Consider the following 14,308-nt stretch of genomic DNA (forward strand, 5'->3'; position numbering starts at 1 on the left):
AATATCAAATATATAACTATAGTTAAGCGATTAATATCGCATCACTAGTATTTTGTGTCCTATGATGTTACAGGGCGTAAGGAAAGAAAAAAAGTGCGGCAGAACGCATATGCAACTACGTTCGACCGCACTTTTTATTGCTTTATACCGTGTGTAATTGTATGTCGAGTATTACTTCTTCAACTTACCGTAACGGTTCATGAAGCGGTCAACGCGACCGGCAGTGTCGACAAGCTTGTTCTTACCAGTATAGAACGGGTGAGAAGTGCTTGAAATTTCAACCTTTACCACGGGGTAAGTCTCGCCTTCAAACTCTACTGTATCATTCGTCTTGCAAGTAGACTTTGTAAGGAACATATCGCCGTTGGACATGTCCTTGAACACGACGGGGCGATAGTTTTCTGGGTGAATACCTTTTTTCATTTTGTTTATTGTTGTAATTATGATTAATGCGCTATATACAATTAGCGGGTGCAAAATTACGAAGAATTCTGCAACCCGCCAAAGATTTGCGTGTGTTTTTATGCCGTTGGTCTTACTTTACCACCACATTGTTCACTCTCCACTCGGGAGCTGCTTCTGTGGTGCTGGTATATTGGAAGGCGATGTAGACCGTGGCCTTTCCGGCGAATGCGCTCAGGTCGCATGTGGTGCTGATGAGGTTCCAGTTGGATCCGTCGGGCATGGCCGACATGTTGAGCTTGGTCCAGTTTGTGCCATCGGTTGAGGCGAGCACCTGGAGCTCATCGGCTGCGTTTTTCATGTGCTTGGCGGCCTGTTTGAAAGTCAGCGTTGCGGTGGTCAGTCCCTCAAGGCTGAAGGCTGGCGACACGAGCATGCTCTGTGCGGGATTGTTCTTCTTGTTGGCGTAACCGTTGGCCTTCATGCACTTGTTGGCAGTATCGAACTTCCACACCTCTGTGAGTCCCTCGCTGAGCGATACGTTCTTGACGCTGAAGCCATCGTTGCCTGTGGCGAAGGTGGCTGTCAGGCCCGTTACTGCGGGTGTTTCGCCACCACCGCTAACCGAGATGAGACGGTTGTTCTTATCCATTTCGTTCTTGCCGTTGAAAGCCTTCAGGATACCCTTTACCACAACTTTTTGACCCACCTTCAGGTCGTTCTTCGAGTTGAAGTCGGCGCCATCGATGCCCTTGCCAGAGTAGATCTGCAGGGTGTTGTTTGCGCTGCCGTCGTCTGAGATGTAGTAAGAGAGGCTCTTATAGGTCTCGTTGTAGAAGTCGATAGATGAGATAACACCCTTCACGTAAGCCTCACCGCTGAGGGCCTCGCCACCGTTCTCGCTGATCTTCTGGAGCGCTTCGGCCACGGTCCATGCCGTAGCCTCGGTGTTGAGGTCAGTGTTGGGCTTTGGCGTGTCGCCGCCGGCGTTCTGGGCCGTTCCCTCCAGGAGCTTGAGGTTCTTCACCTCGATGGTCGAAGAGGAAGTCTTGCATGAGTACATCAGGGCGATCACAACGTTGTTCTTTCCGATGAACGCCTCGGGGAGGTTTCTGTCGTAGGTGACGAAGGTGAGCCAATCGGTACCCTCGGTGAGCGTGCCGGTCATGTCGGTCCATGCCGTTGTGGTGGGATCGCCGGTGTAGTTGTCGGTGATGAGCACCTTGTTGGCGTTCTGGCTGGCGTTGACATAGCGCAGGATATACTCAAACTGGAGGTGCGCTCCGTTGCTGCCTGTCAGGTCGATGGGTGCCGACACGAGGTACGACTCCGACTCAGTGGTCTTCATTGTGGCGTTGTCGTAGCCTGTGGCCTTGGCCGTTTTGTAGTCGATGACCCATGGTGTTCCCTTCACGTTGCTTACCGAGAACTTTCCGAAATTGCTTTCGAAGCTCTCGTCGAGGTACACGCCGGTGTTCTCTTCGCCGCCGTTTTCCTCACTGGGATCGCTGTAAGGCATGGGCACGTCCGAGCAAGCCGTGAATGCGCAGATGGCCATAAGAGCCATGACGGATTTGAATATCGCTTTCATTTTATTTGTTTCTTTTTAATGAATTCTATGATACAATATATCGTAAACTATTTGATGACCTGTATGTCGCTGGTCTTGCGGATAAGAATTTGCCATGTGGCGTTGTAGCGTGTGGCAATACCTGTGATGTTGCAGGTGGCGGGTTTCTTGTTGATGCTGTCGTAGGGCAGCGCCATGGCGGCAAAGTCGGCGTAGGTGCTGGTGCGCACCACAACGTTTGTTCCATACTCGTTGAACTGCTGGTTGACCGCGTTGCCTTGGGCAGTGCCCGTGGTGAACGTGTTCTTTCCGTCGGCGTTCTTGAAAGTGACGCCCTTCAGCGTAACGAGTTGGGCGCAGTTGTTGTTCATGTCGTCCTTGATGTCGTTGAAGTCGACCGCCTTGATGACCGTTGTGTCGCAGGCTCCTACAATCTTGAAATGCTGCGCCCAGATGTCTTTCGACATACGTCCGATGCTGTTTCCGTTGTAGGGCGCTCCCAGCTCAGGCTGCTTGCGGTATCCTCCGATGTAGAGGTCTTTCAGGTCGACGAGTATCTCAGTGCCCTCTGCGAGGTAGCCATTGAGGCCGCCCTCGTTGATGGCGATGATGATGGCGCCGGTGTTGTCTTGCAGGGTTACCTGCTTATAGATGTTTCCACCGAGGTCGTTGCCAGTGATGCGTCCCTTGATTTGGATATCCTCCTCAATCTTGGCGTTCTGGTCGGTGCTGGCAAACACATTGGGATATTTCTTGATGAGCTCGCTGATGCTGATCACGTTGTGCTCCTCAATGCTGTTGTTGCCGAAAGGAGCTCCGCCGTTGAAGTTGGGTTCATCCCAGTCGCCGTCCATGCAAGCCGTGAAAAGACTGCACACGAGGGCGAGGAGGAAAAAGTAAGTTGCTTTCATTTTCATGTCGTTCTCCTTTCTTTAGAATTTATAGGTGACGATGATCATGCCGTTGATGCCGTTCGTGTAGAACTTCTTCGGGCTGTTCATGAAGTTGTAGGTGCGGATGGCCTCTCCGCTCTCGTCGTAGGTCTGTCGGTTCTGTTCCATGCCGCCAGTAACGATCTTGCGGTTGTTGAGCACGTTGTTGAGCGTCAGGTTGATGCTCAGCGAGTTCTTACCCACGTAGATGCTCTTTCCGATCGAAGCGTCGAGCATGAATCCGCCGTGTCCCTTGGCCTGGTCGGGCGCCTTGCTTACGTCGTGCATGGTCTCGTTGTTGGCGTCCATGATGATGTTTCCGCTCTCATCCTTCAGCGTGGGAAGGTTCTTGTAGTAGCGTGTCACAGGCGTGTAATAGAGGTAGATGCGGTCGTAGTAGTTGCCAATGAGGTCGATGAACCATCCACGTGAGTGGTATGACAGGTCTACCGAGTAGGCCGAGAGAGGCGTTCCGCCCTCGCGCATGTTCTTGTTGACCACGATGTCGTTGTAATACTTGCCGTCGTTTGAGAGCATGTAGGTGGCCTTTGCGTTGTTGGCATACTTAGCCTCGCTGATGGTGGCCAGTGCGTTGATGTTGAACGAAGAGGTCAGCTTGAAGTCGAGCCCCAGCTCCACACCGTAGTATTGCTTGTTGATTCCCGAGAGCGAGACGTATGAGAACGAGTTGCTGCTGTCGTAGTAGTACATGCTATACTCGGTGACGTCGGCCAGTCGGCTGAAGTATCCCTGCACGTTGGCGCGCAACCAGTTGTTCTGGAACTGGTAGCCCAGCTCAGCCGAGAAGATCTTCTCGTTGGTGAGGTCCTTTACGAAGTCGTTGTTGATTTGCGGTGAGGCGAATGCCACACGGGCGTCGGGCGCCTTCCACTCATAGCCCACACCGAGCGAGAGCGTGTTGCCCTGGCAGAGGCGCAGGTTGGCTCCGGCCTTGGCTCCACCGTCGAGGAAGTAAGCCGTTCCGCTCTTTCCCAGCGAGTTGTTGATGGCCAGTCCGTTCTGCATGTTTCCTTCGCGCTGCAGCGTTGTGCCGCCAATTCGGCCGCTTGCGAAGAGTCGCGCCCACTTAATCTCCGTCTGATAGCCCGCCCAAGCCTGTGCGCGGTTCACGAAGATGTTGTAGTCGTAGCCGAAGCGGTCGCCCTCGCGCACCAGCTTGTTGCCGTCGCGCACATCGTAGAGGGCGCGCGGGTCGTTGATGTCGTAGGTGCCCACCACGTAGTAGTTGGTGTTGTGGAACTTTGTGGCGCCCAGCAAGTCCTCCATGGTCTGGTAGTGCATGCCCTTGTTGGTGCTCAGGTTTACGCCAGCGTCGAAGAAGCTATGGTTCGTCAGGTCCTTGTGGAGGATCGACGAGAGCGTCAGCGCGAGCTGGTCGTCGTGGTAAGCCTGCTGGTAATACATGGCGTCGGCGCCCTGTGCAGAGGCCATCTTGTTGGCATAGTAGAGCTTGTCCCAGTTGATCTGGCGATGAGCCTTCGAGGCCTTGAAATAGTTGACCGCCGTTTGCCAAGCCTCCAGGTCGGAAGCGCTGGATGAGCCCGATCCACCCCAAACGTCGTAGAAATAGCTCGGCATGAGGCTGTAGTAGTCGGGTGCGGGGTTGGTGGCGTTGTTGTAGTTGAGGCGTGTGCTGCTATACATGGAGTATTTGCCGAGGAGCGACGTGGTAAGTTTCGTCTGGTCGTCGAGCTTGAAGTCCCATGTGAGCAGGGCGGCAGGTGCGAAGTCGTTGACGATGCGGCTGTTGCGTCGCTTGCCGTTCTGGTAACCCCAGTTGGGGTTGTAGTTGTAGTTGTTGGCCAGCCAGTACATCTCGTCGGTCGATGCGCTTTGGGCGGCGCGCTCCGTGGGGTTGCCCCATGTTACGAGCGAGAGCGAGTGCTGGTTGTTGAACACCTTCTCCACGCCGAAGTAATACGACAGCGAGTTGTAGAATGTTCCCTCCACATATCCGCGGTTGGCCCAGCGGTAGGTGAGCGATGCCGACCACGCCCAACCATTGTTGTTGAGGCCCGAGTTGTACGAGTACATGGCTCGCGCCGTGTAGTTGCGGTTGGCTGCGGCCAGCGACACACGTTGGCCGACGGGCATGGCCGACGGGCGGAAGTTGTAGTTGTTGCTGCCTCCCAGTCCTGTCATGGAGAAGTTGTTGTTCTCGAAGGGCAGCGCCGACTCCACGTTGCGTGTCTGGTTGTTCAAACCGCCTACGAAAGAGTATCTGAACTCACCGCGCTCGATGTCGTTCACGGGGTTTCCGTTGATGTAGATCGAATTGTACTTGGCGTTGTAGGCCCTGTACTTGAATCTGACAGGGCTCCACCTGTAGCCCACCTGACTGGCGTAGGCGTTGGTGTTGGAAGAGATGAGCGACACGCTCTGCGTCACGTTCTCGTCCTCGCCAAGCTGTGCTTCGGTGAAGGTGAAAGCCTGCTCGCCGATGGAAATGGGAGGCTGGCCGATAGAGTCTGACTGACCCCAGGCCTGATGCGCCATACCCATAGCTACCAGCGCGAAAAGAAGCTTTTTCTGCATAGTTGAAGGATATGATTTTAATGGTTTAATTATATAAGGTGCAAAGTAACGAAATATATTCCGAATACAAAAGTATTTTTTATGAATTTTCTGTTGCCATCTGAGAAAATCTTACCGTGTGGGGTGGTGCGAAGCGGATGGGCTTGTTAGGTTATTTGGTTAAAAAGTTTGTCGACGATTTTGGCCGAAATAGCGCGCTGGCAAGCCGTTTTTACGTCCTCGTCCCCTCTTCTCTGAGCCAAGGGGTTGCGAAAGATGCCCGATCGCGTTGCGGTTTGGCATGTATCGTCTTGCGTTTAGGCGTCTTTCGAGGCTCGTTTAGGCATGTTCCGTGGTGCGAAACATGCCTAACCGTAAGGCGGAAAGTTGAATGTGGAGGGTTGAAAGTGGAATTATGAATGTAACGTGTTGATTGTTAGATGATTACAAAAATGCACTGAGAATCGCATATTTGCGCCCCGTCTTTCCGTCGTGAAAAAGAAGTGTGTAGTTTTGGCTATAGATTGTTGGCTATTTTCGGTGCGCTTGGGTACTTGAGAACGTGGGATGGCAGGGTGGGGGATGCGCCCTGCCGAACCGCCATTGGGAATGCAAATTCATGCATCATGATGTGAATTTATGAAATTACGGATTTGCACCATATCGTATAATCGGATGAATTTTGGTCGGCCCGCCCGCAATTTTTCAGTAAATCAGGCACGTGTTTGAATATAAATTCCGATATTTGCAGAAAAAATAGAAACACAGATGAAAAGACATTTTTTTGCATTGTTGGCCGTGTTGGCATTGTGCCTTACCGTGTCAGCGCAAAAGAAGTTCTCGGTTTACGCCGTAGGCTTTTACAATCAGGAAAACTTGTTCGACACGTGTCACGATGTAGGCAAGAACGATTACCAGTTCCTTCCCAATGGATCCTACCATTGGAATGGCTTGAAATACAGTCATAAGCTCCATAACATGTCGCGTGCCCTGAGCGACATGGCCACCACCACGCTGCCCGGCGTGGGTTGTGCGGTCATCGGCTTGAGTGAGGTGGAGAACAACAAGGTGCTCACCGACCTCTGTGCCCAGCCCGCCCTGAAAGCCCGCAACTACCAATTCTGCCATGTGGAAGGTCCCGACCATCGCGGCATCGACTGCGCCGTGATTTACCAGCCCAGCCTGTTCACCGTGAAAGACGTGAAGCTCTATCCCTACGTTCCCACCGAGAAGCAAGACGCCAAGTTCCGCACCCGCGGCTATCTGGCCGTGAGCGGTTTGCTGGCTGGCGAGCATGTGGTGGTCATTGTGGCCCACCTGCCCAGCCGTTTCGGTGGTCCCTACTCGCGTGAGGTGGGTGGAGCCCAGATAAAAGCGCTGAAAGAGCGCATCCAGAAGAAGAATCCCAACTGCAAGGTGATCGTGATGGGCGATATGAACGACGACCCCACCAACAAGAGCATGTACGAGGCCCTGTCGGCCAAGGAAGACATAGAAAAGGTGGGAAAGAACGACATGTTCAACCCGTGGTACAATGTGCTCGTCAAGCAAGGCCAGGGAACGCTGATGTATCAGGGCGCGTGGAACCTCTTCGACCAGATCATCCTTTCGCCCAACCTGCTCAACAAGAAGGGACACCGCGACGGCAGCACGCTCAAATACTGGAAGTGTGAGATCCAGCGCATGCCCTACCTCTTCCAAACCGAGGGCAAATATAAGGGCGGCACCAAGCGCACCACCGCAGGCGGTGTGTGGCTCGATGGCTATTCAGACCACCTGCCCACCGCCATCTACCTGATGAAGGAGCAAGGTGTGGCCACCAAGGACGCCGGCGATTGCCTGTTGCCCGATTTCACCGAGGCCGAGAAGCAAAACATTGCCGAGTGTAAGCTCGAGAGGCAAGAGCGCGAGGCGAAGGACAAGGCCAAGCAGTAAGCCGACCGATTTGCTGATTGGCGACCTCCAAGACGAACAGTCAACCTCATACACATGACAACAAGGCAAACGGAAAAAACAACACAGCTTAGGGATGAGGCTCCTGTGGAGACCCATCCCTTTGAGCCTTTTCTGCCCGCCAACGCCCGCTTGCTCATGTTGGGCACGTTTCCGCCTGCCCCCAAACGGTGGTGCATGGATTGGTATTACCCCAATTACACCAACGACATGTGGCGCATCGTGGGACTGTGTTTCTTCGGCGACAAACTGCATTTTGTGGACGAGGCCCGCAAGACCTACCGCCTGGCCGAGCTCAAGAGGTTCTTGGCCGAGGTGGGCATAGCCATCTACGACACGTGCAACCGCATTCGGCGCACCACCGGAACGGCCTCCGACAAAGACCTGGAGGTGGTGGAGCGCGCCGACCTCGACGGTCTCTTGAGGGCCTTGCCCCACTGCCAAGGAGTGGTTACGGCGGGCCAACTGGCCACCCAGCTCTTTGCCAGCCACTACGGCATAGATATCCGCAAAATGCAGATGGGCGACCATCGCGACTTCCTTTTCGATGGGCGAACGGTGAGCCTGTATCGCCAACCCAGCTCGAGCCGCGCCTTCCCCATGCAGCTCGAGCGCAAGGCCGCATATTACAAGAACCTATTCGACGACTTGGGACTTATGAACCCCTGACGCCCCAACGCCCTATAAACTCAGAAAACGTATAAGAAATGGAAAATAATGTAACCATTATTGGTATTGCAGGTGGCACCGGTTCGGGTAAAACCACTGTCGTAAGAAAAATAGTTGAGGCCCTGCCGCCCCATTACGTGGCCGTTGTGCCGCTCGACAGCTATTACAACGACACCACCGAGATGACCGACGAGGAACGCAAAGCCATCAACTTCGACCATCCCGACGCATTCGATTGGAAACTGCTGATCAAGCAAGTGAATGAGTTGCGCCACGGAAACGCCGTGGAGCAACCCACCTATTCGTACTTACTCTGCAACCGCTTGTCCGAAACGGTGCATGTGGAGCCGAAGCCCGTCATTATCATCGAGGGCATCATGACGCTGATCAACAAGCGCTTGCGCGACATGATGGACCTGAAGATTTTTGTGGACTGCGACTCTGATGAGCGACTCATCCGCAATATCCAACGCGACATTGTGGAGCGCGGCCGCACGGTGTCGATGGTGGTCGACCGCTATCTGGAGGTGCTCAAGCCCATGCACGAGCAGTTTATTGAGCCCACCAAGCGCTTCGCCGACGTCATCATCCCACAGGGAGGCGAGAACGTGAAGGGCATCGGCATGCTCACCAACTATATCAAGACACTCGTTCCAGAGGAGTAGCGGCTACTTCTCTTCGGGCTCGTCGGTAATCTCCTCAATGGTTACGACGTCGGCCTCGTCGTTGCCTTGCTGCGCTTTCTCGAACGCCTTGCGGCAGCGATGAATCTTGATGGTGTTCACCAGGTCGACCATGCCGTAGGCCATCATGCCCCAACCGATGATGAACAGCGGTGCGGAGGCTATGGTGCTGGGCTTCACGAGCGCCGTGATGCCCACAAGGAAGATGGCCACGGGCAGCACCCACCACAGGCAACCGATCGACGAGAACCGCGTGGCGGCAGCCAGGTTGAAAAACAAGTTGAGCGCGCCCAGGATGAGCATGCCCGCCAAAACAAACATCAGGCCGTTGACAAACGAGTTGGGAAACAGGGCGAGCCATGTGCCCAGGATGATGAACCGATGCCCACGATGGGGAACGGCGGCACAGGACGTGTGAGGCGGTTGCCCTTGGCGTCGTAGATTTCCACACCCTCCTTCGTGGCCTGACGCTTTGCCGACAGGTAGGCCACGGTGCTGATGACGCCCGAAACGAAGAAGATAACTCCGATGGCGATGGTAATCCATGTCACCGTCTGCTCGCGATACTTCACGAGAAGGGCTCCCACGACAATGGCGCAGAGAGCTCTGAAAATGCTGCTTTGGAATACTTTCATGTGGCAAAGGTAATAAAAAGTTGCTACCAACGCTCGTTTGGCGGTGAGTTTTTCAACATTCTGAATGTGAAATATGATTAACCCCCAATTGCTCGTTAGAGCGCAAAGGAAAGGAAACTTAGATGTTACGGGTTCTTTTCGGCGCTTGTCAGTGTTAAGTGTAACAAGCCAATGACCGATTGGGGTTAAAAACGAAATCAGCAAATGACTACATTGTATCTGGTGCGCCACGGCGAGACCGTCGACAACAAGGCGCAAATTATGCAAGGACAAACCAATGGCCAGCTCAATGAGACGGGTCGGGAGCAGGCGCGTGAGGTGCGCGACAAGATGAAAGACGTGGCCATCGACGCGTTTGTGGCCAGCGACCTGTGGCGCGCCGTGGAAACATGCACCATCATTGCCGAGCCCCATGGACAGCAGGTGGTTGCCACCCCCTTGCTCCGCGAGCGCGACTGGGGTGGCTTTACGGGTAAGTTCATACCCAGTTTGAAGGGGCAGCCGTGGCCCGATGACGTGGAAACGCTCGACCACATGAAGCAGCGCGCGCAGGCTTTCATGGCTTGGCTGCGCGATACTTACCCCGGAAAGACCGTGCTTGCCGTAGGCCATGGCATCATGAACAAGGCTATCCAGAGCGTTTACTACGACAAGCCGATGAACGAGATCGAGAAAATGGCCAACGCCGAAGTGCGCAAGCTAACCCTGTAGCCATAGCATCCTGCTATTTCTCCTGCTTCGGCCTTAATGACCGATTGGGAATAATGAAAGGGCTGTTCACCGTGTGGTAAACAGCCCTTCGCCTTTCTTATTACTCTCTAGTTTTAGTTATCCTGACGCTATTTTTTCCTTAATTCAGATTGTCATGCCTGATTTATTGTCATTAACGCTTTTCTTATCTTCTTCCAAAGTGGCCACCGGTAGAGCGGCTGCCACCGTTGTTGTTTCCGCCACCAAAGCTCCTTGAGGGGCTGCTCGACTTACTGGGAGCGGTGAAGCTGCGCGTGGGAGTCGACTGCTTGATGCCGCTGCTCCTGAAGCTGTTGCTGGGGGCAGCCTGGCGGTTGCTGTTTCCAAATGAGCGCGATGCGCCATAGCTGGGCGAGAAGGTGCGGTTGGGCACCGTTGTTGTGTTGCTCCGACCAAAGGTGCGCTGCCCGTTGTTGGGCTGTGTCACCGTGGTGCGTGTGCTGCTTTGGCGCGAAGAACCTCCGAAGGTGCGCTGGGGTGCGCCGTTATAGCGCTGGCCGTTGCCGAAGGTGCGGTGGTTCCCGCTCTGTTGCACTTGTGTGCGGTTGCCGTTTCCAAACTGGCGTGTGTTGTTTCTGTCGGCCATCTGCATGCCTCTTCCATAGTCGCCGCGGTCAAATCCGTCGCGCATTCCTACGCGGTGACCACCATCGGGTCTCGGACCTCCCCAGGAACGACCGTGGTACCAACTGGCTCCGCCGTTCATTCTCCAACTGTGTCCGCCGCGATAGCTTACGTAGAACGTTGGGCGTCCGAAGTAGAAGTAGTCGCGATGTGGGTAGCGAGCGTAGATGCGGAAGTGCCAATAACCTGCGTCCCAATAGAGCGGGCGATAGAAATAGGCAGCGTTCACAAATGCGCGGTATTGCCAATCGAACAGGATATAGCTCAAGTCGAGGTTGCGCTGGATCCAATAGTTGCCAAAGAGATCGCGGTGGTCGTTGATGCCCATCAGGTAATCGAGGTTGATCTCATAGGCGGCTTCATATTGGTCGTCAGTGAGATTGAGCTCGTATGCCATCTTGTCGGTGAGAAAGAGAGCCTGGTCGCGGGCTTGCTCATAACTCATTGCTGATGCTTGGACTGTCATTGTGATCAGTGCAACAAGCGTTAACATGAACTTTTTCATATCTCTGACATTTTGTTGTTCAACATGTTCGATGATGTTCTATCATCTTTTCACGTTGCAAAAATACGTCAATAATCTGGGGCACCAAAAGGTTTTTCCCTACATCGTGAGGGAAAATCCCTACTCTGTTTGTCATTTTGTGGACCGTGAGGCCGTTTGCCTCATGAAAAACATGTATCTTTGCATATTATAAATAATAAGGTGGAGCCTCGGCTGTCCACCCTAACCCCGAAAACAGGTGAAGATGAAACATACGATCCTTGCGCTTGTGTCGCTGTTGGCCACCACACCTATGATGGCCCAGTATGCTTGGCAATACGATGCCCACCCTGGCAAGTTGGACTTGGGTGAGGGCATTCGGTACCGAGTGGAGACACAAGGCTCGTTCTCGAAAGACAAGACGCCCTTGTGGCTCAACGCCAATAAACATGGCCTGTCGTCGCTCGACGAGACCAATGGCTATGTGCGCGCCACGGCCATTCGCCCGCTGCTCAACGACTCGTCGCGCCGTTGGGGCGTGGGGTATGGCCTCGATGTGGTCGCCCCGCTTCATTACACCAGCAACGTGGTGGTGCAGCAGGCGTTTGTTGAGGGCCGTTGGCTTCATGGCACACTGACCATCGGAGCCAAGGAGGAGCCCATGGAGTTGAAGAACAATAGGCTGAGCAGTGGGTCGCAGACGTTGGGAATCAACGCGCGTCCGGTGCCCCAGGTGCGACTGGCCTTGCCACGCTATTGGACCATTCCGGCCTTGGGCCGTTGGCTTCAGGTGAAAGGCCACATCGCTTACGGCATGATGACCGACGACAGTTGGCAACATTCGTTCACCAATAAGCAAAGCAAATATGCCGACCATGTGCTCTACCACAGCAAGGCGGGCTACCTGAAGATAGGCAGCGAGGACCGTTTCATTCCCTGGTCGCTCGAGTTGGGACTGGAGCAAGCCACCCTCTTTGGCGGAACGGCCTATGTGCCCGACGGCAGTGGCGGCATGCGCGTCATTGAGAACGACAAGGGCATTAGTAGCTTTTGGCATGCCTTTGTGCCGGCAGGCGGCGACAAGCCGAGCGAGGGAACGGTGTATCGCAACAAGGAAGGCAACGTGCTGGGCAGTTGGCTCGTTCGTTTCAATTATGATGGCGAGCGGGTGGCGTGGCACCTTTATGCCGACAAGTACTATGAGGATCTCTCGTCGATGTTCCAGCTCGACTACGACGGTTATGGCGAGGGCGACGAATGGAACACCAAGAAGAAGACGCGTTTCTTCCTTTACGACTTCAAAGACTGGATGTTGGGCGCCGAGCTCAACCTGAAATATGGCACGTGGCTGCGTAGCGTGGTGTTCGAATATCTTTACACCAAGTACCAAAGCGGTCCGGTTTACCACGACCATACCGTAGGCCGCAACGACCACTTGGGTGGCCGTGACGACTTTTACAACCATTATATCTACACCGGTTGGCAACATTGGGGCCAGGCCATCGGCAATCCGCTCTACCGTTCGCCCATCTACAACGAGGATGGAAGCATTGCCTTTACCGACAACCGCTTCGTGGCTTTCCACCTCGGCTTCGACGGCCAGCCCACGCCGCGCCTCGACTACCGCGTGCTGGCCACCTACCAAGAGGGCCTTGGCACCTACGTGACGCCTTACACCAAGAAGCACCACAACGTGAGCTTCCTCGTTGAGGCCGGCTACCAGTTGCCCAAGGGCTGGCAGGTGCGTGGCGGCTATGGCATGGATTTTGGCCACATTCTCGGCTCCAACGCCGGTTTCCAACTGACTGTTTCCAAATCAGGAGTATTCAACTTATGAAAAAGACCTTTCTCTTTCTTGCCACCTGCCTGGCGATGACCATGGCTGCAACCTCGTGTGGCGACTTCATAGAAACCTCAGACAATGGTGACCTCGATGGCTATTGGCAACTGTCGCAAGTGGACACGTTGGCCAACGGCGTGCAGGTCGATATGACCAGCAGTAAGGTGTTTTGGGGTGTGCAGGGTAAGTTCCTCACCATGCTCGATACGCATCAGGCACCTTCCTACGGTTACATGTTCCGCTTTGAGCACAGGGCCGACTCGTTGTTGCTCTCCGATGGAAGGGTGAACAATCGCGATGTGAACGACACGTTGCTCACCAACGTCGACGTGTTGCGCCCTCTGGGAGTCAACGATTTGACCGAACATTTCTTCGTGGAGCGCTTGTCAGGCAAGCGTATGGTGCTGCGAGGCAAGATGCTCAGGTTGCATTTCCGCAAGTTTTAACCTCCTGTTAGAGCAAATAATAGCCTTATCCTCTATGTAGCATTGTTCGATTTTGGGGGTAACTCCTAATCAGGCGTTAGACCGAGTCGGGAAGACAATTGGGAAGCTACGGTTTCTTTTCAACTCTTGTCAGCGGTTCTTTTGGCATCTTGCTTCCGTCGCGTCTCGGCATAGTCGGCTATGCCTTCAACGCCCCTGTCGCAACCTGTTCGAAACAAAAACGAACAAGAATTGCCGTCTAACAACCTATTGGGGTTAAAGCAGTTTCGTTTTCCGTAAAGCAATCGATGCGATTGTTGTAAGAATGAGCACGAACAGGGGAGCCGTCCATAGGTAAAAAGTTTGGAAGGCCTCTGGCATCTTTGAAGAGAGCTTTGCTAAAATAAGGATGATCAGAGGATGAAATATGTAAATGTAGAGAGAATCCTTTTCGCCAATACTTGAAATTGTGGATTCTTTGGTGTTCTGAAACGATGCCACAAACAGGAACAAACAAACGGCAAGAAGTGTGGTGCTGATGTAATTCTCATTGTCGGGCGTGTATTCCAAACGCAGTATCATGACCTTCTCCATGACGGTGGTTATGGAAAAAAGAATGATGCCGCCAAGGTAGAGAAGCCGATTAACCGTGAGGAGCTTATGGATATGCATCTTCAGGAAGACGCCAACCATGAAGTAGGGAATGCCTGTGAATAGGAAATTACGCATGTACTCTACCGGAAAGTCTTGCTGAAATACTAGTGATGCGATATTAATCGCTTAACTATAGTTATATATTTGATATT

At 53.6% G+C, this 14,308-nt stretch carries 14 protein-coding genes; 6 read left to right on the plus strand and 8 right to left on the minus strand.

The features are described 5' to 3' along the window. Positions 1 to 171 precede the first annotated feature (171 nt). The 4 genes from WKK33_RS11100 to WKK33_RS11115 all read right to left on the minus strand — a co-directional run bounded on the left by WKK33_RS11100 (position 172) and on the right by WKK33_RS11115 (position 5,460). Positions 172 to 423 (minus strand): type B 50S ribosomal protein L31, encoded by a 252-nt coding sequence (locus tag WKK33_RS11100; protein WP_337468760.1) that lies wholly within the window; start codon positions 421 to 423, stop codon positions 172 to 174. Positions 424 to 535: 112 nt separating this feature from the next. Continuing rightward, positions 536 to 1,993, minus strand: coding sequence for a choice-of-anchor J domain-containing protein (locus WKK33_RS11105; protein ID WP_337933882.1), 1,458 nt, complete (start codon positions 1,991 to 1,993; stop codon positions 536 to 538). A 47-nt stretch (positions 1,994 to 2,040) separates the two neighbouring features. Continuing rightward, on the minus strand, positions 2,041 to 2,889 hold the full coding sequence (locus WKK33_RS11110; RefSeq protein WP_337933884.1) for a DUF5689 domain-containing protein: 849 nt from the start codon (positions 2,887 to 2,889) through the stop codon (positions 2,041 to 2,043). 15 nt (positions 2,890 to 2,904) lie between these two features. Further along, complete coding sequence (locus tag WKK33_RS11115; RefSeq protein WP_337933887.1) at positions 2,905 to 5,460, minus strand: TonB-dependent receptor; 2,556 nt, start codon at positions 5,458 to 5,460, stop codon at positions 2,905 to 2,907. Positions 5,461 to 6,207: 747 nt separating this feature from the next. Between WKK33_RS11115 and WKK33_RS11120 the strand changes: the two genes are divergently transcribed. Genes WKK33_RS11120 through udk form a run of 3 tightly spaced genes read left to right on the plus strand, consistent with a single transcriptional unit; the run spans position 6,208 to position 8,726 of the window. Continuing rightward, entirely contained in the window at positions 6,208 to 7,374 is a 1,167-nt protein-coding gene (locus WKK33_RS11120) for an endonuclease/exonuclease/phosphatase family protein (protein WP_337933889.1), read from the plus strand. A 54-nt stretch (positions 7,375 to 7,428) separates the two neighbouring features. Then, positions 7,429 to 8,061, plus strand: coding sequence for a uracil-DNA glycosylase family protein (locus WKK33_RS11125; RefSeq protein WP_337933891.1), 633 nt, complete (start codon positions 7,429 to 7,431; stop codon positions 8,059 to 8,061). Positions 8,062 to 8,099: 38 nt separating this feature from the next. Next, complete coding sequence (gene udk, locus WKK33_RS11130) at positions 8,100 to 8,726, plus strand: uridine kinase (RefSeq protein ID WP_337933893.1); 627 nt, start codon at positions 8,100 to 8,102, stop codon at positions 8,724 to 8,726. A gap of 3 nt (positions 8,727 to 8,729) precedes the next feature. Here the strand turns inward: udk and WKK33_RS11135 are convergent, their stop codons facing one another. Both WKK33_RS11135 and WKK33_RS11140 read right to left on the minus strand, forming a co-directional pair. Further along, entirely contained in the window at positions 8,730 to 9,065 is a 336-nt protein-coding gene (locus WKK33_RS11135; protein WP_337933895.1) for a hypothetical protein, read from the minus strand. Beyond that, the gene (locus tag WKK33_RS11140) at positions 9,065 to 9,379 is read right to left on the minus strand and encodes a DUF308 domain-containing protein (protein WP_337933897.1); all 315 of its coding nucleotides are present in this window, start codon (positions 9,377 to 9,379) and stop codon (positions 9,065 to 9,067) included. Before WKK33_RS11140 ends, WKK33_RS11135 begins: the two co-directional genes overlap by 1 nt. A gap of 204 nt (positions 9,380 to 9,583) precedes the next feature. On the opposite strand from WKK33_RS11140, the gene WKK33_RS11145 reads away from it, so the two are divergent. Continuing rightward, positions 9,584 to 10,090 (plus strand): histidine phosphatase family protein, encoded by a 507-nt coding sequence (locus WKK33_RS11145; protein ID WP_337933899.1) that lies wholly within the window; start codon positions 9,584 to 9,586, stop codon positions 10,088 to 10,090. Between the two features lie 184 nt (positions 10,091 to 10,274). On the opposite strand, the gene WKK33_RS11150 is transcribed toward WKK33_RS11145, so the two are convergent. Beyond that, positions 10,275 to 11,258 (minus strand): hypothetical protein, encoded by a 984-nt coding sequence (locus tag WKK33_RS11150; RefSeq protein WP_337933901.1) that lies wholly within the window; start codon positions 11,256 to 11,258, stop codon positions 10,275 to 10,277. Positions 11,259 to 11,502: 244 nt separating this feature from the next. On the opposite strand from WKK33_RS11150, the gene WKK33_RS11155 reads away from it, so the two are divergent. Together WKK33_RS11155 and WKK33_RS11160 are read left to right on the plus strand one after the other, a co-directional pair. Then, positions 11,503 to 13,074 (plus strand): capsule assembly Wzi family protein, encoded by a 1,572-nt coding sequence (locus WKK33_RS11155; RefSeq protein ID WP_337933903.1) that lies wholly within the window; start codon positions 11,503 to 11,505, stop codon positions 13,072 to 13,074. Next, the gene (locus tag WKK33_RS11160; protein WP_337636233.1) at positions 13,071 to 13,523 is read left to right on the plus strand and encodes a lipocalin-like domain-containing protein; all 453 of its coding nucleotides are present in this window, start codon (positions 13,071 to 13,073) and stop codon (positions 13,521 to 13,523) included. The genes WKK33_RS11155 and WKK33_RS11160 overlap by 4 nt, the downstream gene beginning before the upstream one ends. 255 nt (positions 13,524 to 13,778) lie before the next feature. Here WKK33_RS11160 and WKK33_RS11165 read toward each other — a convergent pair whose 3' ends face one another. Continuing rightward, positions 13,779 to 14,279 carry an acyltransferase family protein gene (locus WKK33_RS11165; RefSeq protein WP_337933905.1) on the minus strand — a complete coding sequence of 167 codons (501 nt, stop codon included), beginning with the start codon at positions 14,277 to 14,279 and terminating at the stop codon, positions 13,779 to 13,781. Positions 14,280 to 14,308: the final 29 nt, after the last annotated feature.

Origin of the sequence: Hallella sp. (assembly GCF_037460745.1) — a bacterium.
Classification (GTDB): Bacteria; Bacteroidota; Bacteroidia; order Bacteroidales; family Bacteroidaceae; genus Prevotella; species Prevotella faecis.

What these genes read in the sequence shown, in the direction of transcription:
- WKK33_RS11105 (WP_337933882.1), bottom strand. Translation starts at nt 1,993, where the DNA reads ATGAAAGCGATATTCAAATCCGTCATGGCTCTTATGGCCATCTGCGCA.
- WKK33_RS11115 (WP_337933887.1), bottom strand. Translation starts at nt 5,460, where the DNA reads ATGCAGAAAAAGCTTCTTTTCGCGCTGGTAGCTATGGGTATGGCGCAT.
- udk (WP_337933893.1), top strand. Translation starts at nt 8,100, where the DNA reads ATGGAAAATAATGTAACCATTATTGGTATTGCAGGTGGCACCGGTTCG.
- WKK33_RS11100 (WP_337468760.1), bottom strand. Translation starts at nt 423, where the DNA reads ATGAAAAAAGGTATTCACCCAGAAAACTATCGCCCCGTCGTGTTCAAG.
- WKK33_RS11140 (WP_337933897.1), bottom strand. Translation starts at nt 9,379, where the DNA reads ATGAAAGTATTCCAAAGCAGCATTTTCAGAGCTCTCTGCGCCATTGTC.
- WKK33_RS11155 (WP_337933903.1), top strand. Translation starts at nt 11,503, where the DNA reads ATGAAACATACGATCCTTGCGCTTGTGTCGCTGTTGGCCACCACACCT.
- WKK33_RS11150 (WP_337933901.1), bottom strand. Translation starts at nt 11,258, where the DNA reads ATGAAAAAGTTCATGTTAACGCTTGTTGCACTGATCACAATGACAGTC.
- WKK33_RS11120 (WP_337933889.1), top strand. Translation starts at nt 6,208, where the DNA reads ATGAAAAGACATTTTTTTGCATTGTTGGCCGTGTTGGCATTGTGCCTT.
- WKK33_RS11160 (WP_337636233.1), top strand. Translation starts at nt 13,071, where the DNA reads ATGAAAAAGACCTTTCTCTTTCTTGCCACCTGCCTGGCGATGACCATG.
- WKK33_RS11110 (WP_337933884.1), bottom strand. Translation starts at nt 2,889, where the DNA reads ATGAAAATGAAAGCAACTTACTTTTTCCTCCTCGCCCTCGTGTGCAGT.
- WKK33_RS11145 (WP_337933899.1), top strand. Translation starts at nt 9,584, where the DNA reads ATGACTACATTGTATCTGGTGCGCCACGGCGAGACCGTCGACAACAAG.
- WKK33_RS11125 (WP_337933891.1), top strand. Translation starts at nt 7,429, where the DNA reads ATGACAACAAGGCAAACGGAAAAAACAACACAGCTTAGGGATGAGGCT.
- WKK33_RS11135 (WP_337933895.1), bottom strand. Translation starts at nt 9,065, where the DNA reads ATGTTTGTTTTGGCGGGCATGCTCATCCTGGGCGCGCTCAACTTGTTT.